The 23,069-nt window shown below is 43.7% G+C and carries 16 protein-coding genes; 6 read left to right on the forward strand and 10 right to left on the reverse strand.

Features of this window, described 5'->3' with window-relative positions:
* The first annotated feature begins 2 nt into the window (after positions 1-2).
* On the forward strand, positions 3-1,097 hold the full coding sequence (locus tag F0145_RS03310; RefSeq protein WP_150086887.1) for a LysM peptidoglycan-binding domain-containing protein: 1,095 nt from the start codon (positions 3-5) through the stop codon (positions 1,095-1,097).
* 561 nt (positions 1,098-1,658) lie between these two features.
* Here the strand turns inward: F0145_RS03310 and F0145_RS03320 are convergent.
* A complete protein-coding gene (locus F0145_RS03320; protein ID WP_223815794.1) occupies positions 1,659-3,596 on the reverse strand; it encodes an OmpA family protein in 1,938 nt (645 codons plus the stop codon).
* 310 nt (positions 3,597-3,906) lie between these two features.
* On the opposite strand from F0145_RS03320, the gene lon reads away from it, so the two are divergent.
* The 5 genes from lon to F0145_RS03345 all read left to right on the forward strand — a co-directional run bounded on the left by lon (position 3,907) and on the right by F0145_RS03345 (position 9,892).
* Positions 3,907-6,414: an endopeptidase La gene (gene lon, locus F0145_RS03325; protein ID WP_150086889.1), complete on the forward strand. Its 2,508-nt coding sequence runs from the start codon at positions 3,907-3,909 to the stop codon at positions 6,412-6,414.
* 25 nt (positions 6,415-6,439) lie between these two features.
* Positions 6,440-6,751: a PorV/PorQ family protein gene (locus F0145_RS03330; RefSeq protein ID WP_150086890.1), complete on the forward strand. Its 312-nt coding sequence runs from the start codon at positions 6,440-6,442 to the stop codon at positions 6,749-6,751.
* Positions 6,733-7,467, forward strand: coding sequence for a type IX secretion system protein PorQ (gene porQ, locus F0145_RS03335; RefSeq protein ID WP_262719580.1), 735 nt, complete (start codon positions 6,733-6,735; stop codon positions 7,465-7,467). The genes F0145_RS03330 and porQ overlap by 19 nt, the downstream gene beginning before the upstream one ends.
* A gap of 166 nt (positions 7,468-7,633) precedes the next feature.
* Positions 7,634-9,031, forward strand: a complete 1,398-nt coding sequence (gene hslU / locus F0145_RS03340) for an ATP-dependent protease ATPase subunit HslU (RefSeq protein ID WP_150086892.1) — start codon at positions 7,634-7,636, stop codon at positions 9,029-9,031.
* 135 nt (positions 9,032-9,166) lie between these two features.
* Positions 9,167-9,892, forward strand: a complete 726-nt coding sequence (locus tag F0145_RS03345; RefSeq protein ID WP_150086893.1) for an SDR family NAD(P)-dependent oxidoreductase — start codon at positions 9,167-9,169, stop codon at positions 9,890-9,892.
* Between the two features lie 417 nt (positions 9,893-10,309).
* Here the strand turns inward: F0145_RS03345 and F0145_RS03350 are convergent, their stop codons facing one another.
* The 9 genes from F0145_RS03350 to F0145_RS03390 form a co-directional block, all read right to left on the reverse strand.
* Positions 10,310-11,203, reverse strand: coding sequence for an alpha/beta fold hydrolase (locus tag F0145_RS03350; RefSeq protein WP_150086894.1), 894 nt, complete (start codon positions 11,201-11,203; stop codon positions 10,310-10,312).
* Positions 11,204-11,322: 119 nt separating this feature from the next.
* Complete coding sequence (locus F0145_RS03355) at positions 11,323-11,802, reverse strand: hypothetical protein (RefSeq protein ID WP_150086895.1); 480 nt, start codon at positions 11,800-11,802, stop codon at positions 11,323-11,325.
* Positions 11,803-12,037: 235 nt separating this feature from the next.
* The gene (locus F0145_RS03360) at positions 12,038-13,093 is read right to left on the reverse strand and encodes a DUF4249 domain-containing protein (RefSeq protein ID WP_150086896.1); all 1,056 of its coding nucleotides are present in this window, start codon (positions 13,091-13,093) and stop codon (positions 12,038-12,040) included.
* Between the two features lie 14 nt (positions 13,094-13,107).
* Positions 13,108-15,600: a TonB-dependent receptor gene (locus F0145_RS03365; protein WP_150086897.1), complete on the reverse strand. Its 2,493-nt coding sequence runs from the start codon at positions 15,598-15,600 to the stop codon at positions 13,108-13,110.
* Positions 15,601-15,706: 106 nt separating this feature from the next.
* Positions 15,707-16,201, reverse strand: coding sequence for a lipid-binding protein (locus F0145_RS03370; RefSeq protein ID WP_150086898.1), 495 nt, complete (start codon positions 16,199-16,201; stop codon positions 15,707-15,709).
* Positions 16,202-16,257: 56 nt separating this feature from the next.
* Positions 16,258-16,962, reverse strand: coding sequence for an immunoglobulin-like domain-containing protein (locus F0145_RS03375; protein ID WP_150086899.1), 705 nt, complete (start codon positions 16,960-16,962; stop codon positions 16,258-16,260).
* Between the two features lie 25 nt (positions 16,963-16,987).
* The gene (locus tag F0145_RS03380; protein WP_150086900.1) at positions 16,988-18,457 is read right to left on the reverse strand and encodes a SusD/RagB family nutrient-binding outer membrane lipoprotein; all 1,470 of its coding nucleotides are present in this window, start codon (positions 18,455-18,457) and stop codon (positions 16,988-16,990) included.
* 16 nt (positions 18,458-18,473) lie between these two features.
* The gene (locus F0145_RS03385) at positions 18,474-21,635 is read right to left on the reverse strand and encodes a SusC/RagA family TonB-linked outer membrane protein (RefSeq protein WP_150086901.1); all 3,162 of its coding nucleotides are present in this window, start codon (positions 21,633-21,635) and stop codon (positions 18,474-18,476) included.
* Between the two features lie 922 nt (positions 21,636-22,557).
* Positions 22,558-23,058 carry a lipid-binding protein gene (locus tag F0145_RS03390; protein ID WP_190277462.1) on the reverse strand — a complete coding sequence of 167 codons (501 nt, stop codon included), beginning with the start codon at positions 23,056-23,058 and terminating at the stop codon, positions 22,558-22,560.
* Positions 23,059-23,069 lie beyond the last annotated feature (11 nt).

Raw genomic sequence — 23,069 nt, forward strand, 5'->3', positions numbered from 1 at the left:
GTATGCGGTGGGGAGGAAGCTTTCTTAAGGTAATTGGTCGCTTGACTTTTTTCTTAACCGGCGTTGTCTTTGCGCCAACTGCTTTTGCTCAAGCCATACCAGATGCAGCTTCCGTTGGTAATACGGCTACCGATTTTCACCTGGTGCAACAAGGCGATACGTATTACCGGTTATCGCGGCTTTACAAAGTACCCGTCTATTCTTTGCAGCACTGGAACGGCCCGGATTTAAAATTGGGTACCACCATCCGGGTAAAACCAGAGGCAGCATCCAATGTAGCAGCGGAAGAAACAGTACCAGTTGAACCGGCTCATAAACCAACCGAAAGCCCTGTTGTAGCTCCTGCAAAAAATAGTCTGTCTTCGGCAAAAATTAGTTCGGGCAACCGGGTGGTAGTGGTGCCGTTCGACCCCGCTCTTTATTTTTCTGATGCCGACAACGACATTGCCTGGCAATCTAAAGTTGAGAAGCAGAAGATTAGGTATATTTTTCAGGCCCGTTTAAATGCCTTGCTGCAAGCACCGGGTTACCAAAGTATTAATTTGGTAAATGTGCCGGTAGCCGATAGCGTTTATAACCCAAATAATATTTATAAACAGCTTTCCTACAGCTACCAGAATATTAAAACGTCGGCTGTTCCGGCTATAGCGCCACCAAAAGAAAAAGGCTTGAAAGCCTGGGTAAAAAATACCCGGGAAAAAGTTGGCATAAGTAAAACAGAAGAGCCCGTTGGCGTTGCTTACGACGAAACAAAATATTACGGTGTTCGTGCAAATGACCCTGATTTATTCGCTACCTTAAGCAACAGCATCGGCGCTAATTATTTCATATTTATTAATCAGTTCGAAATATTTACCGATTATAATAATTGCATCGACCGGACAACCAAGAATTTTGTCCGCAATTTCCGGGTGCATTATACTATTTACAATGCCCAGGGCGATTTGGTAGCGGGCAATAAAATATTAATTCCCTACGAATCGAACGTAAACGATATAAACAAAATAACGCGCGACAACCTGGGCAAAATGGCTAGCCGCATCATGGCCGATTTACCACCGCCCAGCGCTACCGATACCTCCGAAGCCCGAAACTAAAAGGTAAATTTAAATTTCTTACAATTTTAGTTGATCACCCTAATGGTAAGTTGGTAAGTATTTTTTATTATCCTCGCTAAAGCAAATTTTAGAAAAAAGCATAGTAGAATTGGTTGATGTGCTTAAGTTATAGCGGTCATGTTGAGCCTAGCAAAATAGCTGAATCTATCTACTTTTTCATAGTTTTAATAGATCCTTCGACAAGCTCAGGATGACCAATAATGTACCCTAAAGCGCAGGTTTCGCTTTATAATGGTATAACCAGATAATTAGATACCAATTAAAACACGCCTCATTCATTTTTATATACAGCCAGCAGCTACGAAGCAGACTACATCAGTTTGGGCGATGAAGGCCTTTCAGGTTTCCGGTGCGCAGCATTCCGACGGAGGAGGAAAGGAAAGATGAGCAGCCCGAATGACCAAACGGGCCCCGCCGGGCAGGAGCAAACTTAGACCTAAAATATTAGTTAGCACCTCAGCATTGAAAGATGAAATCTTTCAAAAGAAAATAACTTAATATTGAATTAAAATATTAATTAAATAGCCTTTCAACCCAATACTATTTCCCATTTGGTTTAATAATCTTAAACTCTACCCGTCGGTTAATGCGCCGGTCTTCTTCGGTATTTTCTTCTTTTAACGGTTCGGAACTTCCATAGCCCCAGGCCTCAATCCGGCTTTCCGGAAATTTGCCTTTAAGCATAATATATTTTTTGATGGCATCGGCCCGCTTCTGCGATAAGTCCAGGTTAAAATCCGGGTCGCCGCTGGCATCGGTATGGCCGCTTATTTTAAGTTTAAACCCCGGATGATCGGCCATAAACAGAACAATCCGGTCCAGAATACCTTCCATGCCGGGCTTTACCTGCGCCGATTTTTCTTCAAACTCAATATTCTTAAAGATGAGCGGTAAGCTGTAATCAATTACCGAGGTCATTATTTTAAAAAGCGTATCTTGTTTCAAGTCAAACTTTTTTTCCACCGAAAAATAATCCGGACTCTGAATAATCATCATGTAACGGTTCTCGTCAATCAGGTCAAAATCGAAAGAACCATCGTCGCGCAAATATTTAGAAGCGACCTCAATACCGTTTTCCAGATCAATAATAGAAATAATGCCCTGTAAAGGTCTGTTTGTAACGGAATCAATTAAAGTGCCTTCCAGGTGGGTTACAGCCAGCGGGTGCGCCTCCATGGGCAACGGAAACGAATACAAATCCAGGTTTTTCAGGTCGTCGGGTTCGGAGCGGGCGTAATATAAATTTTTAGAACTGCTATCGATGGTGAAATAATATTCGCTGCCTTTGCCGTTTACCAGCGGGCCAATATTGCGGGGTTCCTGCCAGCGGCCGTTTATCCGGTAAGTTTTGTAAATATCGAAATCGCCGTAATTTAACAATTGTCCGCGCGAACTGAAGTACAACACCTGGTACAACGGATGAATAAAAGGACTCACTTCGCTCTCGCGGGTATTTATAACCGGTCCGGCATTTTGGGCCGGCGCCCAGCGCCCGTTTTTAAGTTTATACGTAAAATAAATATCAGATAAGCCAAAGCCACCCAGCCGGTCGGAAGCAAAATATAAGGTGTCTTCGTTGCGCGATAAACTGGGCTGCGAATCCCAGGCACTGCTGTTCACCGTAGCCCCCAAATTCCGGATATTGCCCCAGGAACCATCTTTTAGCTTACTGGCTACAAAAATATCGCAGTTGCCGTGGCAATTGGGGCAATCGCAGCGGGTAAAATACAAGGTTTGGCCATCTTTGGTCAGGCAAGCCGATCCTTCGTTGTAAATGCTGTTTACGGGTTTGCCAAAAGATTTGGCCTCGTCCCAGTAGCCATCCTGGTTAGCGGTGTAAAATAAATCTTCGTTAGGGGTGCTTTGAATATCTTTCCGCCGGATGCGTTTCGAAGAAAATATTAATTGCTTTTGGTCTGGGGCAATAACCGGGGCGTAATCTTCGTGTTTAGAATTTATACTTGGGCCCATGTTGGTGTAAACCCCTTTGGGTGGCTGAAAAGCGCTAATGCCTTTGCGGTATTCCACTAATTCGTAATAATGTTTCAGGGGCACGTACAAGGCCTTTTGCCCGGTTTCGAGCGAATCGAAGTACTGTGGTATTTTTTTTACATCGGAGCAGTGGTGTTTTAGCGCCAATCGGTAATAAGCTACTGCCCGGGCTTTATTGCCGGTACGCTCGTAAAGCTGACCCAACTGCCACAGCAGCGGCGTATCTTTGTAGAAATTTTCTACTCCAAAATTGCTTACATAAGCTTGTAGCAAAGGCAATGCTTTTTCCCAGTCTTTTCTTCTTTCCAGCTTCCGGATAGCACCTTTCTGCCGACGATTTTCGTAGTAAGGTATTTTATTCAGGTTTGGGAAATCCAGAGTTGTTTCGGCTTTGGGTGTTAGCTGGCGGAACGTACTGTCAGTAGGTTGTGGGCGACCAGGCCCAAAAGGAGATTGCTGCTGAGCCGCAGCTAAGAGAGGGGGCAACAGCAAGAATAAGAAAAGCAACCTGTTAAGAAAGTTTTTCTGCATGCCTCCTAATGTGTGTTCAGAACCATAATAGGCTTAACGGTAAACCTAACAAAATTACTATTTTTACCCATATATTTGTGTTTACTAATGTATAAAATACAAAAAAAGATTTAGCTTTTAAACGTAAGGATATTTTAAAATTTTGTTAACTTGGAAGGGGCAGATAGCCGGCGGGAATTGGCACGTCTCTTGTTTTTATAGTACCTTCACGTATTAATTTACTTTAATCCGACTTGTGCTGCCAAATTGGCACTCTATATACTATATGAATTATAATTCAAAAAGCTTTCTTCAGAATCTGATGCTAACCGACTTAGCCGATGAAAATGAAGATATTATTTCTATTATTACCACCGACCCCGCTGAAGACAAAGAAGAGAATAATTTACCCACCTCTTTGGCTATATTGCCGGTTCGTAATACTGTACTGTTTCCGGGAGTAGTGCTGCCGGTAACGGTTACCCGTAAAAAATCGGTTCGGTTAGTGCGCAAAGCCTACCGGGGCGATAAAATAATTGGGGTAGTAGCCCAGAAAAATACCACCAGCGATGATCCCGCCATCGAGGATTTGTACCAGGTAGGTACCATGGCCAAAATATTAAAAATGCTGGTGCTGCCCGATGGTAATACCACCATTATTATCCAGGGCCAGAGCCGTTTCGAAATAGAAGAAGTAACCCAGGATATTCCGTTTCTGACCGCTACGGTAAAATATTGCCACGAAACGTTTCCAAATAAAAAAAGCCGGGAAGTAAAAGCGTTGGTGCAATCGTTGAAAGATGCAGCTGCCAAAATGCTGAAACTAAACCCCGAAATACCACAAGAAGCCCAGATTGCCCTCGATAATATTGATAGCCCGAGTTTTTTAACGCATTTCCTGTCGTCGAATATTAACGTAGAAGTGCAGCTAAAACAAAAGTTGCTCGAAATTAACGACGGTGTGGAACGCGGCACTACCTTGCTGGAACTCATGCTAAAGGAAATTCAGCTTCTGGAAATAAAGCAGGAAATCCAGACCAAGGTGCATACCGATATTGATCAGCAGCAGCGCGATTATTTTTTGCGTCAGCAGATTAAAGTATTGCAGGACGAACTGGGTTTTGACGGCCCCGACCAGGAAATTGATAAGTTGCGGACGGCGGCAGCCAAGAAAAAATGGCCCGAAACCGTAGCCAAACACTTTAACAAAGAACTGGATAAATTATCGCGTATTAACCCGGCCGCTGCCGAATACCCGGTATCTTTAAACTACGCCGAGTTTTTGCTGGAACTGCCCTGGGGCGAATACACAAAAGATAATTTTAACCTGAAGCGCACCAAAAAAATTCTGGATGCTGACCACTACGGCCTGGAAAAAGTAAAAGAGCGCATCATCGAATATATTGCCGTTCTGAAACTAAAGAACGACATGAAAGCCCCTATTTTGTGTTTGTACGGCCCGCCAGGCGTAGGTAAAACTTCTTTGGGCCGATCTATTGCCAAATCTTTGGGTCGTAAATACGTGCGCATGTCGTTGGGTGGCGTACGCGACGAAGCCGAAATTCGCGGGCACCGCAAAACCTACGTGGGTGCCATGCCCGGCCGTATTATTAGCAGTCTTAAAAAAGTTGGTACGGCTAACCCGGTAATGGTACTCGACGAAATCGATAAAATCAGCTCAGATTTTCGCGGCGATCCGTCTTCGGCGTTATTAGAAGTTTTGGACCCCGAGCAGAACAGCACTTTCGTAGATAATTACCTGGAAGTAGAATACGACTTATCCAAAATATTATTTATTGCCACCGCCAATTCCCTCGATACCATTCATCCGGCCCTCCGCGACCGCATGGAAATTATTGATATTACGGGTTATACCATTGAGGAAAAGGTAGAAATTGCCAAAAAGCACCTGGTGCCGAAGCAAAAAACCGAACATGGCCTCGACCAGAAAGATGTAGCTATTGCTAATGGGGCCATCCGTAAAGTAATCGAAGATTATACCCGCGAATCGGGCGTGCGGAACCTGGAACGGAAATTGGGCGCTCTGGTGCGGAATATAGCCAAATCCAAAGCCATGGAAGTAGAATATAAAAAAACCGTGGAGGCTGCGGATGTGGCGCAAATTCTGGGGCCCGAAATATTTGACAAAGAGCTTTACCAGGACAACGATACCGCTGGCGTGGTTACGGGCTTAGCCTGGACCTCGGTAGGCGGCGATATATTATTTATTGAATCGATTGTAAGCCGCGGCCGGGGCAAATTAACGTTATCGGGGCAGTTAGGCGATGTAATGAAAGAATCGGCGGTAACGGCCCTTTCTTACCTCAAAGCGCACGCTTCGGACTTAGAAATCGATTACCGGTTGTTCGATCAGTACGATTTGCATATTCACTTCCCGGAAGGTGCCGTTCCGAAAGATGGTCCTTCGGCGGGTATTGCTATTTTTACGGCCATAGCTTCGGTGTTTACCCAGCGTAAAGTACGGTCGCGGTTGGCCATGACCGGCGAAATAACCCTGCGGGGCAAGGTATTGCCCGTAGGTGGTATTAAAGAAAAAATATTAGCGGCCAAGCGGGCTGGTATTACCGATGTGATATTGTGCGTGAAGAACCGGAAAGATATCAGCGAAATTTCGGCCGAATACCTCAAAGGTTTAAATATTCATTATGTAGATAAAGTAGATGGGGTGCTGGAGCTGGCCTTGTTGCCCGAAAAGGTTAAAAATCCGCTGCATTTAGCCGTTATTGAACCGCCGGTACCTAACCAAACTTTAGCCGATACTTACGTGGTTTAAGCCCCGGTAATTATTGCCCGAAAATATGCACAAATATTGGCTGCTTTTTTTAGGGCTTATAATTAGGCTGGCAGCAAACAGCCAGGTAGGCGCTGCTACTTTTAGTTTTCTGAATTTACCCGCTAACGCGAAAGTAGCAGCGCTGGGCGGTTTTACCATGGGGCAAGGGCCGGAAGTTTACCTGGTAACAGCAAACCCGGCCCTGCTGCAGCCCCAAATGCACCAGCAAGTTGCTTTCAGCTCCACGATTTTTCTGGCCGATATTGCTTACCACAATTTGCAATACGCTACCCACCTCAAGCATTACGGCACCTGGCTATGGGCTTGTCTTACCTAGATTTTGGAGAATTTACCCAACGCGATGCCGCCGGCCAGGAAGAAGGTACGTTTACGGTAAATGCCTATAACCTGAACCTAACGCGAATTTCTACCCTAAATGCTTTTACCTTAGGTATAACGGCTAAACTGGCGGTAGCTGGCATGGCCGAATATAAAGCAGTAGCCGTTTTAACCGATATTGGCGGAATATTCAAGCATCCGGAAAAAGATTTAACCGTTGGCTTGGTATTAAAAAATATTGGCTACGAGGTAAAATCGTTTAACGGAAACGAGCCGGAACCTTTGCCTTTCGATGCCCAATTAGGTTTTACATACAAGCCGGAGCACATGCCGCTGCGTTTCTCCCTTACAGCCCATCACCTCCAAAACTTTAACCTAACTTTCGCCGATACCACTGTTACGCCTCAATCAGGCCGGAAAAATAAAAAATCGGTAGGCAACGAAATAGCCCGGCATTTGGTAGTGGGTACCGAGTTTTTACTGATCAAGAATTTTGCAGTGCGGGCAGGTTACAATCATCTTCGGTGCCGCGAACTCCGGCTCGAAAACGCCGGCGGTGCAGCTGGCTTTTCGCTTGGGGCCATGCTCCGGAGAAAAGCTTTTCAGTTAGATTATGCTCGGGCAACTTACCACGTGGCTAGTGCCAGCAATAATTTTACGGTAAGTACCAGCTTGCAGAAAATATTCAAACCTAAAAAAGAAAAAGCGGCCTGAATCTGGCTGGTAAAATATTCTTTTAAGCCTGTAACTCTTGTAATTAAAACTTATGGCTTAATTTTGGCACAACCAGTATCTACGTTACCGTAAGCTCCTTAGGAGCTGCGGTACATTAAAAATATTCATTTAAAATGACAGCCTGGCTGTATTTACTTACGAAAGCATGTTAGAATCAGCAAAATACCTGACACCGGCGCAAATTGTAGCCGAATTAGATAAATATATAATCGGGCAGCACGATGCCAAACGCAACGTGGCCATTGCTTTGCGCAACCGCTGGCGCCGGATGCACGCCAGCCCCGAAATGCAGAAAGAAATAGTACCCAATAATATTTTAATGATTGGCGCTACCGGCGTTGGTAAAACCGAAATTGCCCGCCGCCTGGCCAGCATTGCCGACGCGCCTTTTACCAAAGTAGAGGCTTCTAAATTTACCGAAGTAGGTTACGTGGGCCGCGATGTAGAAAGCATGGTGCGCGACCTGGTAGAGCAATCGGTAAACATGGTGAAGATGCGCAAAAAAGAAGAAGTAAAAGTGCAGGCCGCTACCATAGTCGAAGATATTATTCTGGATGCGCTTATTCCGCCTATCAGCACACCTGCCAACCGGCCGGTTGCCGGTTACGGCGCTAATGATAACGCAATGCCCGATAACGACCAGGAATTGAACGAGCGCACCCGCGAAAAATTCCGGGTTAAAATTCAGAACGGCGAACTCGACGACCGCAAAATTGAAATAAAAATTCAGCAGAGCAGTACGGGTGGTTTGGGCATTATGGGACCGGGCATTGATGAAGCTTCTATCATGAATATTCAGGAAATGATAAGCGGCATGATGCCCAAGAAAACCAAAAAGCGCAAAGTTACCATTGCCGAAGCCCGCAAAATATTGCTGGAAGAAGAAGCCGTAAAACTCATTGATATGGATGAGGTGAAAGAGGAAGCCATCCGGAAGGCGGAAAATGCCGGCGTAATATTTATTGATGAAATAGATAAAGTAGCCAGCGCCAGCAACAAAGGCGGCGGTGGACCAGATGTGAGCCGCGAAGGTGTGCAGCGCGATTTATTACCAATTGTGGAGGGCAGTACCGTTAGCACCAAGTACGGCGTCATTAACACCGACCATATTTTATTTATTGCGGCCGGCGCTTTTCACGTAGCCAAACCTTCTGATTTAATTCCGGAATTACAAGGTCGTTTCCCGATTCGGGTAGAACTGAACAGCTTAACCAAGGAAGATTTTTACAGCATTCTGAAATTCCCGAAGAACGCTTTAACCAAACAATACGAAGCCTTGCTGCAAGCCGAGGACGTAGAACTCACCTTCGACGATGAAGCCTTGCAAAAAATAGCCGAAATTGCATTTGAGGTAAATTCTGAAGTAGAAAATATTGGTGCCCGCCGTCTGCACACCGTAGTAAGCCGCTTGCTAAACGAAATATTATACGATGTGCCCGATAAAATCGGCGCCAATGCCCGCATTTTAATTACAAAAGAATTAGTAGAAGAACGGTTAAACGACATGGTGAAAAACCGCGACTTGAGTCAGTTTATTCTGTAGTATTTATTTTGCCCAAATATTCTGAACCGGACTGTTAGTATAGTAATAGTCCGGTTTTTTTATACAGCCAAGCTAGTTTAGAACAAAACCTAAGCCTAAGTACGGCGTAATGCCAGATACACTAACATTAGAATAATGGAATATTATTTTATAACCGGCACCAGCAAAGGCATTGGCAAAGCTTTAACCGAGGCTATCCTGCAAAACGATAATACGTACGTTTACGGCATTTCGCGCAACTGCGCCGTGAAGCACGCCCGCTACCACCATTTGCATTTCGATTTATCGGATACCACGGCGCTCCGTAATAACCTGCACAAAGTTTTTGTGCCCTTAAAAGAAGCCGAGAGAATTGTGCTGGTAAATAATGCCGGTGTGTTGGGCAAGATTGATTACATTGGTAGCCAGGCCACTGATAATTTTGAGTTTGTTTTTGACGTAAACGTAATTGGCCCCGCTATACTCATGAATACTTTCCTGAGCGCTTATTATAGCCAGCAATGCCCGAAAATAATCTTAAATATTAGTTCTGGTGCCGGTAAACGACCGATGGATGGCTGGTCGGCATATTGTGCGTCTAAAGCCGCTTTGGATATGCTGTCGCTTACCTGCCAGAAAGAACAGGAATTACTAGGCACCGGTGTAAAAGTTTATTCCTTAGCGCCCGGCGTGGTAGATACCGCCATGCAAGCCCACATCCGCGAAGCTGAAAGCGACCAGTTTAGCGAGTTAGAACGCTTTAAATTATTGAAAGAAAATAAAGAATTATTAGATCCGGAAGCCGTAGGCAAGAAGATTTTGCAGTTGCTTAAACAGCCGCAGCAATATTCTTCGGTGCTGATGCGGGTAGATGAGATTTAAGATGTTTAATTAATTGCTGGAGTTAAGCAAGTTGTATTTTAAGAAATCTTTTATTCTTTTAAAATATTAAGTCTAATGGGCTGTGTATATGCAAAGCCGCAGCGGAGCAGGAATTTTGTATATGCGATGTGCTTGTTGCACAACCTGGGGAAGATAGTCGTAAAAGCAGATAATACCAAATCTTGCCAGATGCAAGGGAGGAAGCATTTTGAAGACGAGAAAGCGTTGCATTTCTGGCTTTCTGCGCATGTGCCGGAACATAACTTTTACCGCAGTCTTAAGCAGCAACTAACCCAAAACTGACAACCAGCATTGAACTTGAATAGAAGCACAAAGCTCTAAGTTTGCACGTTACCCCGCCTGACGCAAAACTCGTCTTAGCGGTTTGTTGTTCTCTTTTGTTCGTGTTTGTAGGCACTATTTTGCAGGTTTTTTGTCAAGGAATTTTTCAATCATTGGAACTACAAGGTCGCTTTCTTTAAAGTCGGGTGTTATTGTTGTAACTTCTCCTATATATTGTCCGTGTCCACCCGGAATTATTGCTATTTCAGCGTTGGCAATTTGTCTGTGCAATTCAAGAGCATGTTCTGGTGTGATAACGTCTTTATCACCAATAATGATTAATGTTGGGGCTTTGATGGATTTTATTTGCTCGTCTGGAATGTCTTTGAAGTTTACCATTCTCTTAGCATCTCTGTCGTGCATAACTTGTAACCCATTTGTGTCTGCTGCAACTTTCTTATATCCTTCTTTTAGTTGTTCAGGCATATTTTCCAATTTGGCATTTTCCATATAACCCCAAAACCATTCAGGAACTCCGTTTCGTTTGGCAAGTGCTGAACCTAAAATTAATTTGTCAACTAATTCAGGGTGTCGGATAGCGATTTGTAAAGTAGTTGTTCCACCGTTGCTAAAACCAAAAAAGTCTGCCTTGTTAATTTTTAAATTTTTGAGAAGGGTAGCAACATCATCTGCGTCCTGTTCAAATGTTAGGTCAGCATTTCGGTCATTGGTCCGTCCGTGGGCTTGGAGTTCAACAGCAATTACTTGTCTGTTTTTAGCAAGTAGTGGAATGATTTTTTCAAAATTTGTCTGAATTGTCGAACCGCCACCGTGTATTAAGACGATTGGTTTTCCCTGTCCATAAATTTCGTAATACATTTTAAGTCCATTCACTTCGGAATATTCACTTGTCATTTGCTTATTTGGTGTTGCTGTAATTGTTATATTGTTTTCGGATTTAATTTTGTTTTCGTTACACGCTATCAAAGTCAACATTGTTAGTGCGCAGTATGATATTTTTCTTTTCATTCTGTTACTTGTTTATTTGTCGTGCTGTCGTCTGTTACAATGACCGCTAACGGTTAGTACATGAGGTGTGCAAGGCAAAGCCGAAGCATAACTTATGTGCAGTGTTGGGGTAAGCTTTTTTATTTTAGTTTATTTAGGTGAATTTCCAAAAAGTTAATTCCTTTATTAGGCACTTCTTCTAAATAATTTCCACGAATTATGAAGGTAGTTTGGGTAAAACCCTCAACCTGCTTTTGTTCTTTGTTTGGTATTATGCTAAGTAGAGTGTCTGATTTCAATTTGTAAACTCCTGTTGATGTTACTTCTCTAAAGCCTCCAATTTCAAAAGTACTGTCAGTATATAGTTTTAAAAGAATTCCTCCGATTGGTGCTTCTCTTGATGCAACTAATAACTCTTCTTTATTTGCTCTATTAAAAGAGAAAAATATTTCTTCAACGCTTATTAATATACCTATGGATAATGCCGCTATAGCAAAGGATATGGCAGCATTCCTTAATCCTGCTTTATTTCTTTTTATTAGATACCCCAACAGAAAAAACATAGTAAGTATTATACAAACCGCTACTATTAATATTACAACTAATGAAGCTATTTCCATATTAAGTTAACCCCAACTATTGTGTATACTTACCACTGGTGCGTTTATATCACCTTTTTCTAAGATATAAACGCACCTAAACTAATAAATATACTATGTATAAACAGGTAATAAAGGAAAAATAGAATATTCCGTGCCTGGTAGTTCTTTATTCTAGGCGCAAATATAAAGTACTTGCCAAGCGATTAATTTACGGGTTGGTTCACCGCAACATAAATTTGTGCACCAGGAATAATTACCAGAAGGCTGGTTTCTCGGTAGTGCTGTTCATGAGTACCCGGCAATCGTCCGGGAATATTAGCTCGCCCGGATTGATGCCTAATTCTTCGCGCCTGATAAAAATTACTTTTTTTACTACTGCCGACGCACCAAAGTACCCGTACGGTTTGTCTTCGGGGTTGTTTACATTGCGCATATTGCCTGCAATAGCGGCCGGGGGCGGGTCTTGCACGTTGCCTACACTGGATAATTGGGTTTTAAGCATGCTCCAGTAATCGTAGGCAGTTTCCGAAACAGATAATTGTTTTACTTCCAGGTAATATTTAGATTCGAAGGTGCGCGGGGTAACGGGTATTTGGGTAACTAAATGCTTTTTTAGCTGGCGGCCGTTAATTAGGCGGTCGTCTTTTACGTTAATGCTGTTGGTAAATACCGTTAGCCAGCAGGTTTCGCAGCAATCTTTGGGCATGGGTATGCATTTACCTCTTACCTTTTCGCAGTAATTCCAGGGCTGGGTATTTACCCGATGCACGCCTTCCCACTGCCACAAATAATAATTTTTCTGTTCGGCGGGGTCCGGGGTATCTACATACACCGCTACATTATACACCGAAACTTCATTGCCGCTGGCATTTAATATTTTCTGCTCTTGTACTTCGGGGTACAAATTGGTAATGTCGGGTACCGGCGCTAAAAGCTCCGGCGCGGAGGTATATTCTTGGCCTTCCCGGGTTTTAACCGTGAGCGTATAGGTATTACCAATCTGCCCCTGTAAATTATTGCCCGAAGTAGTATAAGTGCCGGGTTTTATCTCGGTAAGGGTTTCGGAATTTCCTTTATCATCCGAAATAATAACGGTAGCCCTCCTGACAAAAGAACTGGCATTACCAGCGTAGGCAGTGTAAGGCTCACTCAGCGAAAGCTTAACGGTATAAGGTCCGGGCTCGTTGGTAATCAGTCCATCAACCACCAGGCTTTCGGTGCCTTTACCGGTTTTCAGGTCTAAAGGGTCGATGCAGCCAACAAACTGACTTATAATTAAAACCAGCAGAAAAGAATAAGCTTTCTTCATGCCTTTAATATTATCTAAAATTTAAAATCATAAGTTAAAGATGGTAATGGCACGCCTACTACGGCTAACTGATAAGCCCGCGGCGGCGACCCGTATTCTTGTTTAAAAAATACCGAGTAAGGATTTTTGCGGCCGTAAACATTGTAAACCGAAAAATTCCAACTGCTTTCCCATTTTCGTTTTTTATCCGGATTAGGCAAGAAGGTTAAAGAAATATCCAGGCGGTGGTAATCCGGAATCCGGAATTGGTTGCGTTCGCCGAAGGCCGGTACCACATAACCACCAATAACATAATGCGACAAAGGAGCCGTAATAGGCCTACCGGTGCTGTAGGTAAAATTAGCTCCCAGGTTAAACCGCTTATTTAGCTCGTAATTGCTTACCATATTTAAGGTATGGGGCTTGTCGTAGGTAGCGGGGTAATAAGCGCCGTTGTTAATAGTTTCTTCCGGCGTAGCGCCTTTAACCGATATTAACGTACGCGCATACGTATAGCTGAGCCAACCCGTTAAGCGCCCGGTATTTTTATTTAGACTGGTTTCCAGGCCGTAAGCTTTGCCTAAACCGGGTAATAAATCGGCTTCTATGGTTTTATTCAGAAATAAATTAGCCCCATTCTTATAATCCAGCATATTCTGAATTTTTTTGTAATAACCTTCCAGCGAAAGTTCGAAGGTGTTTTGGTTGAAATTCCGGAAAAAACCCAGGCTAACCTGGTCGCCGATTTGGGGTTTCAGATGCGTATTACTGCTCTTCCAGAAATCGGTGGGCGAAACGGCCACAGTGTTGGAAACCAAGTGAATAAATTGCTGGCTGCGGTTGTAACCCAGTTTAATTGAGCTGTTTTCGGCGAGGCTGAATTTTAAGGAAAAGCGCGGTTCTAAAGCAGTATACGTTTTAATTATTTGGCCTTTGTTGTAGTATAAGGTGTCGGTAATGGTGCGTTCGCGTTTGGGTACCTCGGGCTGATATTGGTACACTTCGCCGGTACCGTAGTTGGCAAAAACAGCGTAGCGCAAACCCAGCATTAAAGTTAAGCGCGGCGATACTTCGTATTCTTCGTTAAAATATAAAGCGTTTTCGGTGGCGTTTTCGCGTTGCAAATGCAGCGGTATTACCTGCGAAAATTCAGAATTGGGGTTTAGCTTACCGGGGTTTATTTTATAATCGATACCGGTGGCGCCAAAATTAACCTGGTGTTTGCCGGTGGCGTAAGAAAAATCGGCTTTAATATTTTTAAATACAATACCATTGTTGTAAGCCGAGGCATTATTTATCTCCTGGTTTAATACATTAAAATCGTAAAGGCTATAAACGCCCGTAACATCTAAAACCAGTTTACTGGTAAAAGTATGGGTGTATTTAAGGCTGGCGGTAGTGCTTTGCCAGTTATAAAGCGTATCGCTGGAAAACCCAAAACTATCGCGGCTGCGGTAAGCCGAGAGCGTAAGTTTATTTCTGTCGTTAAAGCGGTGGCTTATTTTGGCGGATAAATCGTAGAAAGAAGCCTGACTGTTGCGCAAGGTTACATCGGGCATTTTGCGCAGCAACCAGTTAGAGTAAGAACTGCGGCCCGCCACAATAAAAGAAGTTTTATCTTTTACAATGGGGCCTTCTATGGCCAGCCGCCCCGAAATTAATCCAATACCACCGTTAACCGCAAACTTCTGAAAATCGCCTTCTTTTTGCTTCACATCCAGCACCGACGAAATGCGGCCGCCAAACTGTGCCGGAATACCACCCCTATACAAAGTTAGGTCTCTGATGGCATTAGGGTTGAAAATAGAAAAAAAGCCAAATAAATGCGAGGTATTAAAGATGGGGGCATCGTCTAACAAAACCAGGTTTTGGTCTACGCTGCCACCGCGCACGTTAAAACCGGTAGCGGCCTCCCCAACAGAGCCGATGCCGGGCAGCAATTTAAGGCCTTTAATAATATCTACCTCGCCCATAAAAGCGGGTATTTTTTTAATGGTAATAATATTTAAGTTGGTGATGCCGGCTTGTACGCTGGCTACGTTGTGGTTAGCGGCCCGCCCGCCTTTAATTTCTACTTCGGATAACTGCGCCGATGCTTTTTGTAACTGAAAATGTAAGGTTAAGTCCTCGGTTTGGGTAAGTTCGCGGGTTTCTTTTTGGTAGCCTACGTAGGTAAGGGTAAGTTTAATTTTACCGGCGGGTACCGTTAAGGTAAAAGTGCCATTGCGACTGGTTATGGTACCGGCTTTACTGGGTTCGGCGTAAACCGAGGCGCCAATAATGGGTTCGCCGGTTTTGGCATCTTTAACCGTGCCGCTAATATTTATTTTATTCTGCTGCGCCGGCGTAGTTACGGCAATATTAGTCAGTAGCGGGTTATTTTCTTCATTAATTAAAAGTAAAGTGCTTTGGGGTTTAAGTTTTAGCTTATTTACAGGCAGCGTGGGGGCCACCTCTTTGGCCAACCCGAAACAAATTTTCTGAAAAAATATAAATGTAAAAACAGCCTTTAGTAACTTATGCTTCATTAAGGATTGTTTTTAATAAGCCGGTAAGCAGTTAGTATATTTAGCGGTTGTAAATAAAAAGGCAGGCTGTTTTAGCCTGCTTTTTTATTTAAAAGATAATAGGTGGTTAATCGCCGAAGCCGTTGCTTCTGTGGCCAGCGGCATGGTAAATGGTGCCATAAGGCTCTTCATCATCATCGAAAGAAACCCGGAAGTAAATACTATCGGCTTGCATGCCATTTACCTTGGTGCCGTTCTTAATTACTTTGCCATCGGTAATGGTTACTTTAGATTCATAATGTTCGTTGTCCAGCTCGTTACCCGAAAAAGTTAAATCGGTCATGTTTAAGCTGGTTTTAACTTTATAATCCCAAAAAGAGCCATGGTCATCAATCCAGATTTCGGTTGGTACGTTGGCCGAAGTATTATAAGCAATAATTTGGGTGTGGTTGGCAACTTCTTCCAATTCTCCCTCATCGTTTTCAACGTAATAATTTACAGTCCAGTCACCCGAAACAGGGTACGTTGCCATGTAATCAATTTCGGGGTCGTCTTTTTCGCAAGAGGTTAAAAAAACGAAGGAAAGTAAAAGCGGCAGTATGGGGATTATTTTGAATTTCATAAGATATTATTTTCTATTATATTATATCTGTCTCAACCATTATAATTATTAGTGTATTAAGATTTAACCCACAGTTTTACCTGATCTACTAATGGTGGCGAGAAGGTAGGGCGGGTCATTCTTAAGTCTAAATCGCCGTTGGCCAGCCGCTTACCGTAGCCATAAATTGTTACCTGACTTTCCTGCATAGGAATATTTAAATTTATTCCATCAGAAGTAAGAATATAGCCATCGAGAACAACTGTACTGCCTCCTCCCCAAAAGTTGGTAGCGTAAAATACACCGTTAGCAACTTTGGTTACTACTGAGGCCGGCGACGTACCGCTAGTATAGTTACCAGATAAGTCTACAGTTGGGTTAGGTTGCTTATCCAATACAATTACCGTACGGGTGGTAGTGCCGGCAAATCCATCTTCATTGGTAGCAGAATAGGTAAAGGTGTAAATACCTGGTTTTGCAGCATCAAAGCTACTGCCATATTGTACAGCTGGCGGATTTGTTTGACCTGGGGTAATATAATAGGCTGCACTAACCGTGGTTGTAACCGGCAGGTCGTTACCACCAGCTTCCGCTTTTACACCAGGATCGGTAAAGCCTGCGCCCACCCAGGTTACTACTAAGTCTTCACCCGTCATACTAAAGTTAGGGTAAGAAGTTACCCTGGAAATATTTGCCGTTTCATCATCTTTCTCGCAACTAAACAAGAAGACAGATGCCAGCAGTATAAAAGCAGCGGCCAAAATATTATTTTTAAGAATCATGCTCTCTTAAGTTAGAAGTTAATAATTAGTCTTTCACATCCCACCAAACCGGAACGTCAATCTCTTTTAAGCCCGGATAATTCTGATTGCGGGTTGCTTCTGTGTTTGGATAAATGATACGTTTGGGAAGTTCGCCGGCTTCCAGGTTAGATGCCGCGGACGCCTGAATAAAATTTGGATAGCCGGTGCGGCGGTATTCCGTCCAGGCTTCGAACCCTTGCGTACCGTTGAAAGACAACCATTTTTGCGTAATTATTTGGTTCACCTGGGCTTCTACGGCTCCGCCGGCATAGGCAACTCCTGGTTTTTGCAACAGGGCGGTAGCATCGGCGGCACTTTCGCCTAAATAATCAAAAGAAGCGCGTATGCCCTGCTCGTAAAGCGATGCCGCGGTAGCACCACTTCCCCAACCTCTGGCAACCGCTTCGGCTTGTAAAAAATAGCTTTCGGCAGCGCTAATAAGTGGTACCGCAGAATTAGCACTGGCTACAGCCGGGCCGGGCTTAGAATAATTGGTGGCCTGTAAACCTTGCCGGGCCGGCGTACATTCTACTCCCTGATCTATGCCGGCAAATTTACCTTGGTTGGTACCGGCTTGGGCAGGCGCATAAAATTTGTCGATGCGGGCATCGTTGGTAGATTGTAAAAGTTCGAGCGCCGTGTTACTGGCCACCACATCTACGCCGCCTCTAAAAGTTACCTGCGTTTGAAAAAAGGGATTGCGGTTTTGGGTTTGGTCCACAAATGCCACAGCAGCGGTTTCGCCCATTTCCAGAAATTGCGCATTAGCAGCATACATGGCTTTTATACCGGCTTCGGCTACCTGCGGCTTTACATAAGCCTGGCGTAAATAAAGTTTAAGTTTTAAGGTATTCGCGAACTTACGCCAAAGGCCCATATCGCCTCCAAAAATAATATCATCTTTACCAGCAACCGTTGCATCATCATCAATTTTAGCAATAGCGGCATCCAGCATGGTAATAAGGCCGGTATAAATTTCTTCCTGGCTTTGGTACTCCGGGGTCAGGTTAGTTAAGCTTTGCAAAGCCGATGTAAAGGGTACATCGCCCCAGGCATCGGTAATAACCTGTAGGGTATACACCTGCATTATTTCGCCGATGGCGGCATAATTAGGATTATTATTTTCATTACCCTGGTCCGCTACATATTTAAAATCGTTCAGTGCCCCGGCGTATAGTTCGCCCCAAACCCGGTCGTCGTAGTCGCTGGAGGTCATCTGGTACAGTTCCAAATCGCAATATTGGTTGGCGGCGCCGGCCTGGGTCCAGTGCTGCGCAAAATAATTCCCTAAAAACTGAAACTGGTTGCCTAGAACATAACCCAACTCTCCAAAACCGGCCGGCAAGGTTAAAGCCGGGGTAGAAGTTGATGGGTTATTGGGGTCCTGGTTAATATCCAGGAAATTTTCGCACGAAGTAAAGCTCAGCGAAGTGGCAAATACAGTTGCGATTACGTATTTTTTATATATTCTCATTTTGCCTGTACAAATTTTAAAATGTTAATCTTATGTTGGCACCCCAGGTGCGGGTAGAAGGAGCGCCGCTATAATCGAAACCTTGCACGTTGCCGTTACCAAAGCTGTTCATTTCCGGATCGATGTAAGTGTTTTCATCCGGTGTCCATAAGAATAAATTCCGGCCCGATAAACCAAGCTCAATATTGCCAAAGAATGTTTTTTGCGTTATGGCGGTTGGCAATCTGTAAGAAAAGCTTACTTCTCTTAACTTGGTAAAAGAAGCATCAATAATATTGGTGGCTTCTGGTAAATTACCCCAGTAATCGTACAGGTTATCGTTTGTAAGAGGTGTTGTATTCTCAATATATTCGTTGGTATTACCCACCTGTACTACGGAGTTCGGAATAATAAAAGGCTGCCGGTCGTTGGTTAGTGTTTCCGGAGCCGTGCCGGCGAAGCGCTGCGTAGCCCGGGTTCTGGAATACATTTTTCCGCCCTGGCGGGTATCTACTACTACCGAAAGGCGGGCACCTTTATAGCGGAACGTATTTACGACGCCGCCTTGCCAATCGGGGGTAACCGTTGGTATTAAAGATTGCTCGGCTGCCACCCGGGGCCGACCAGTAGCGGGGTTTACCACAATTCTGCCTTGCGGATCACGCATCACATCATCGGCCTGAAAAACACCGTAAGGTTCTCCTTCTTTAATAATTAAGGCCGCTGAACTTAAACCGCCTAAGTCAATGGGCGAGTGATTGTAAGTTTTGGTAACCAGGTTGTTGTTCTTCGTAAAGTTTACACTAATATCCCAGGCAAACCCATTTTCTACCTGCACCGGAGTACCGCCAACTACCAGCTCTATGCCTTTGTTGGTCATGTCGCCGGCATTTAATACACTCGACCCAAAACCAGTAGAATAGGCTATTGGTACGCTCACGATCAAGTCCTGTGAACGCTGGTCGTAATAACTGGCATCAATGGTAAAACGCTGATCAAAGAACCGTAAATCGGCACCAATCTCGAAAGAAGTTGTTTTTTCCGGCCTAAGATTGGGATTGCCCACAACATTGCTTACCTCAAAACCTGGTATTCCGCCAAACGGAAAATTTAAATCTGTGCCCTGAAAACCATCCGAAATATTGCCCGATACAAATACCGATCTGGTTTGGTAAGGCAGCTCGCCGCCATTACCCACACGGGCAAAGTTGGCCCGCAATTTGGCAACGTTTATAGGCGTAGTGCTCGCAAAATCAAAAGCTGTAGCGGCATCAAAGGCTAAGCTAACCGCCGGATAAAAAAAGCTGTTGTTATTAATAGGCAGGGTAGAAGCCCAGTCGTTGCGGCCGGTAAGTTCCAGCCAGGCATAGTCTCTGAAACCAAATTTGGCGGTACCGTAAACACCCAGCAATCTTATTTTATCGCGGTAGCTGTAAGCCAAAGGGGTACCTACAATATTGCTGAGCGAGCGAAACTGGTTGTTGGCCAAAGCATCGGCCTGGGCAAATAAGCGCTCATTCGAAACCTGTCTTACGTTAGACCCAACCAATATATCCATCGTTAAGTCGGTGGTAAGGTTACGGAAGTACGAAAGCATCAGGTCCGAATTAATTTCTCGGTTATAAATTTGGGTTTCGGAGTACATGCCGTTATCGTTGGTAGAGGCATTAGGCCCTTCCACATCCCGGATTGCCCAGAATTGCTGGCGGCGATCGGTATAAAAATCGGTCCCAATCCGGTAAGTCAGGTTTAGGTTATCGTTAAATTTATACCCCAACGTAACGTTGCCAAACAAGCGATCTACATTGTTGGTGTAAGTCCGGTTGGCAATTACCCAATAAGGATTAACGGTGTAAGGCGAGTAAAAATTAGTTTCATCGTTAAAAGGGTTGGTTAAGTCTTTCAATTCCAAAATAGGAATATCGCGGGGCGTTTGAATAATTTGGTCGTATACCGAATTGCCTTGGCCGGTTAAAGCAAAATCGCCGCCGGATTTTACGTAAGTTAAAGAAGCCGTAGAACTAAAATTATTGGCCAGTTTAGTAGAGCCTTTAAATGCCAGCGAGTTGCGGTGGTATTCGGTACCAGGAGTAATGCCTTTTTGCCTGGTGTTGGAGTATGAAGTATAATAATTTCCTTTTTCGGCCCCACCAGATAAAGATAAGGTATTGGTAAAGTTAGAGCCATAATCAAAGAATTCTTTTACGTTATCGGGCAAGGCGGCATAAGGCTTAATGCGTTGCTGGTTATTTACCACATGGCCCCACGGCCGTAATACGCCGTCGAATTTTGGGCCCCAACTCGTATTTTCGAGCAAATCTGGCACCCCAAAGAAACCCTGTCCGTAGCTGTTCTGGAAAGTTGGGTAGCGAAGAACATCTTCTACGGTATAAGAAGATACTACCGTAATTTCGGCTTTTTTATTGGCGTTTTTACCAGATTTAGTGGTAATCATAATGGCGCCGTTGGCTGCCCGGGCGCCATACAAAGCGGCTGCCGCCGGACCTTTTAAAATATTCACCGACTCTATATCATCCGGATTAATGTCGTTGGCACGGTTTCCCACATCAACGCCGTTGTTCAGGTTATCGGGCAAACCTGTTGCATCATTGGCTCCAATAGCGCCGTTATCAATTGGTATGCCATCTACCACAAACAAGGCTTGGTTAGAACCGGTAAAAGATTTATTACCCCTTATTACTACCCGGGTTGAGGAGCCCGGAGCACCTCCCTGGCTTTGAATATTTACGCCGGCCACTTTGCCTTGCAACGAATTTAATACGCTACGCTCCCGGCCTTGTGTAAGCGCCTCTGAACCTACCTCTTGTGTGGCATACCCCAGTGTTCTTTTTTCCTGCTCGCGGCCCAGGGCCGTTACTACCACTTCGCCTAATTGCTTGGCATCGGTGGCTAAAGCTACATTTAAAGTGGTGGCGTTGCCAATGGTACGCTCGGTGGTAGTATAACCTACAAAACTGAATATCAGGGTTGTACCATTTTCGGGTATGTTAATTGTATAATTGCCGGTAGCATCGGTAGCCGTACCAACCTGGGTGCCTTTCACCAATACCGTAACTCCCGGAAGCCCATCGCCATTCGTAGCATCCGTAACCCTACCGGTAATTGTTCTGTTTTGTGCCATAGCTTCCTGTAAAAGCGCCGACAACAAGAAAAGACTCAGTAATAGAATTTTTCTCATTTTGTTAAATTTAAGTTGAGATTGGAATTTAATCAGTAAACCAGAATTTGAAATAATTGCATCAGTAGTATATATATTAAAAATAATATTTTTTATATAATTAAATAAATAAATATGTGTCAATTGTCGAATAACAGGAATCAAGTGTTAAATAAAGGCAATCAGTTGTAAACCAATTATTATGCTTGTAGACCTATATTTGGCTTGAATTAATTACTTTATTTTTTGTACTATTTTTTAAAAATAAAGTTTCTTGATAGGGGTGTAAACCGGCACGATTATTTTTGTTTTGGAGCATGTGTTGTTCATAGACCGGCAACAAAACAGAATATTTTATAACTGCCAAGCGCCGATTAAAAGCACGTTTTTTTCATAATGGTAAATGTATTGGCAAGTAAAATATTGATTACCAATACTATTTGTGAATGGGTTCGGGTGCTGGCCTGTTGTTAGCCGATGTAGCGCAATATTTGCTTATATACTGTTTATAAGTCTATGGTAATCACCCTTGTTATTCAGGAAGAATTTATGTAGAAGTTAGCCAAAGATAATTCTTCTGAGTAACACTGGTGGGTTGCTTAAACTGCTATTATTTACTTTTGTGAAACACTAATAATTAAGGATGTTTTAATACCAAGTCACTTAAAGATGATGCCATAAAAGGTCAAGAAAATCAGAATGACAGCGTTAAGTGGAATTTATTTGATCTTTTCTATGGAATAGCCTTCATACTATTAGGTATAATTAGTATAAATGGTAAAAAGATTAAGCGTGGTGGTCTGGTAAGTTTATGGGAGTTGTGATAACGGCTGTTGTGGGTTAATATATTTGTGGCAGCCGTATAACTATAAGTTTTATACAATTTTAGTAAATAAAAAAGCCTGCTTATGCAGGCTTTTTTATTTACTAAAATTTATGAATATTAATATTCATCTTCTGCCCACGCTGTTCTGCGGTGGCCGGTAATAATGTAAGTACTATTGTCGAAAGTAGAGGTGTAGCGCACATAAATGCTATCGGCGGTAGCGCCGCTTGGCTGTTTAGATGCACCTAACATTACTTTACCTTCCTGAACAGTGAAAGTTTTACCCGCTTTACCGGCAGCCGTGTTAGGAATATCTGTACCCGATATGGTTAAGGCATTTACATCAACGGTAGCTTTACCCAAAATGGCTACTGCCTGCGTTGTACCCAACCGAAGCCAAGCCTGGTTATTTACATTGTCGGAAGTATTATAGGTACGGAAAGCGAACAAGGTGCCAAGTGCGTTGGTAGCTGTAGCGCCAACGGCCGGACCCAAGGTGGTTCCGCCGTTGGTAGTTGTGTAAACATGCGTTAACCATTCGCCGGCAATTGGATAAACCGCCGAAGTTTCAACTTCCTGGTCCGGCAACGTTTCGCAGCTCATAGCGGTTAGTGCCATAAGCCCAAGAA

The organism is Adhaeribacter rhizoryzae (assembly GCF_008629685.1).
In the GTDB taxonomy this organism is placed as follows: Bacteria; Bacteroidota; Bacteroidia; order Cytophagales; family Hymenobacteraceae; genus Adhaeribacter; species Adhaeribacter rhizoryzae.

Coding starts and splice junctions, on each gene's coding strand:
- porQ (WP_262719580.1), top strand. CDS start 6,733: ATGGGCTTGTCTTACCTAGATTTTGGAGAATTTACCCAACGCGATGCC.
- F0145_RS03375 (WP_150086899.1), bottom strand. CDS start 16,962: ATGATTCTTAAAAATAATATTTTGGCCGCTGCTTTTATACTGCTGGCA.
- F0145_RS03350 (WP_150086894.1), bottom strand. CDS start 11,203: ATGAAAAGAAAAATATCATACTGCGCACTAACAATGTTGACTTTGATA.
- F0145_RS03365 (WP_150086897.1), bottom strand. CDS start 15,600: ATGAAGCATAAGTTACTAAAGGCTGTTTTTACATTTATATTTTTTCAG.
- F0145_RS03330 (WP_150086890.1), top strand. CDS start 6,440: ATGCACAAATATTGGCTGCTTTTTTTAGGGCTTATAATTAGGCTGGCA.
- F0145_RS03360 (WP_150086896.1), bottom strand. CDS start 13,093: ATGAAGAAAGCTTATTCTTTTCTGCTGGTTTTAATTATAAGTCAGTTT.
- F0145_RS03385 (WP_150086901.1), bottom strand. CDS start 21,635: ATGAGAAAAATTCTATTACTGAGTCTTTTCTTGTTGTCGGCGCTTTTA.
- F0145_RS03380 (WP_150086900.1), bottom strand. CDS start 18,457: ATGAGAATATATAAAAAATACGTAATCGCAACTGTATTTGCCACTTCG.
- hslU (WP_150086892.1), top strand. CDS start 7,634: ATGTTAGAATCAGCAAAATACCTGACACCGGCGCAAATTGTAGCCGAA.
- F0145_RS03355 (WP_150086895.1), bottom strand. CDS start 11,802: ATGGAAATAGCTTCATTAGTTGTAATATTAATAGTAGCGGTTTGTATA.
- F0145_RS03310 (WP_150086887.1), top strand. CDS start 3: ATGCGGTGGGGAGGAAGCTTTCTTAAGGTAATTGGTCGCTTGACTTTT.
- F0145_RS03370 (WP_150086898.1), bottom strand. CDS start 16,201: ATGAAATTCAAAATAATCCCCATACTGCCGCTTTTACTTTCCTTCGTT.
- F0145_RS03390 (WP_190277462.1), bottom strand. CDS start 23,058: ATGGCACTAACCGCTATGAGCTGCGAAACGTTGCCGGACCAGGAAGTT.
- F0145_RS03345 (WP_150086893.1), top strand. CDS start 9,167: ATGGAATATTATTTTATAACCGGCACCAGCAAAGGCATTGGCAAAGCT.
- lon (WP_150086889.1), top strand. CDS start 3,907: ATGAATTATAATTCAAAAAGCTTTCTTCAGAATCTGATGCTAACCGAC.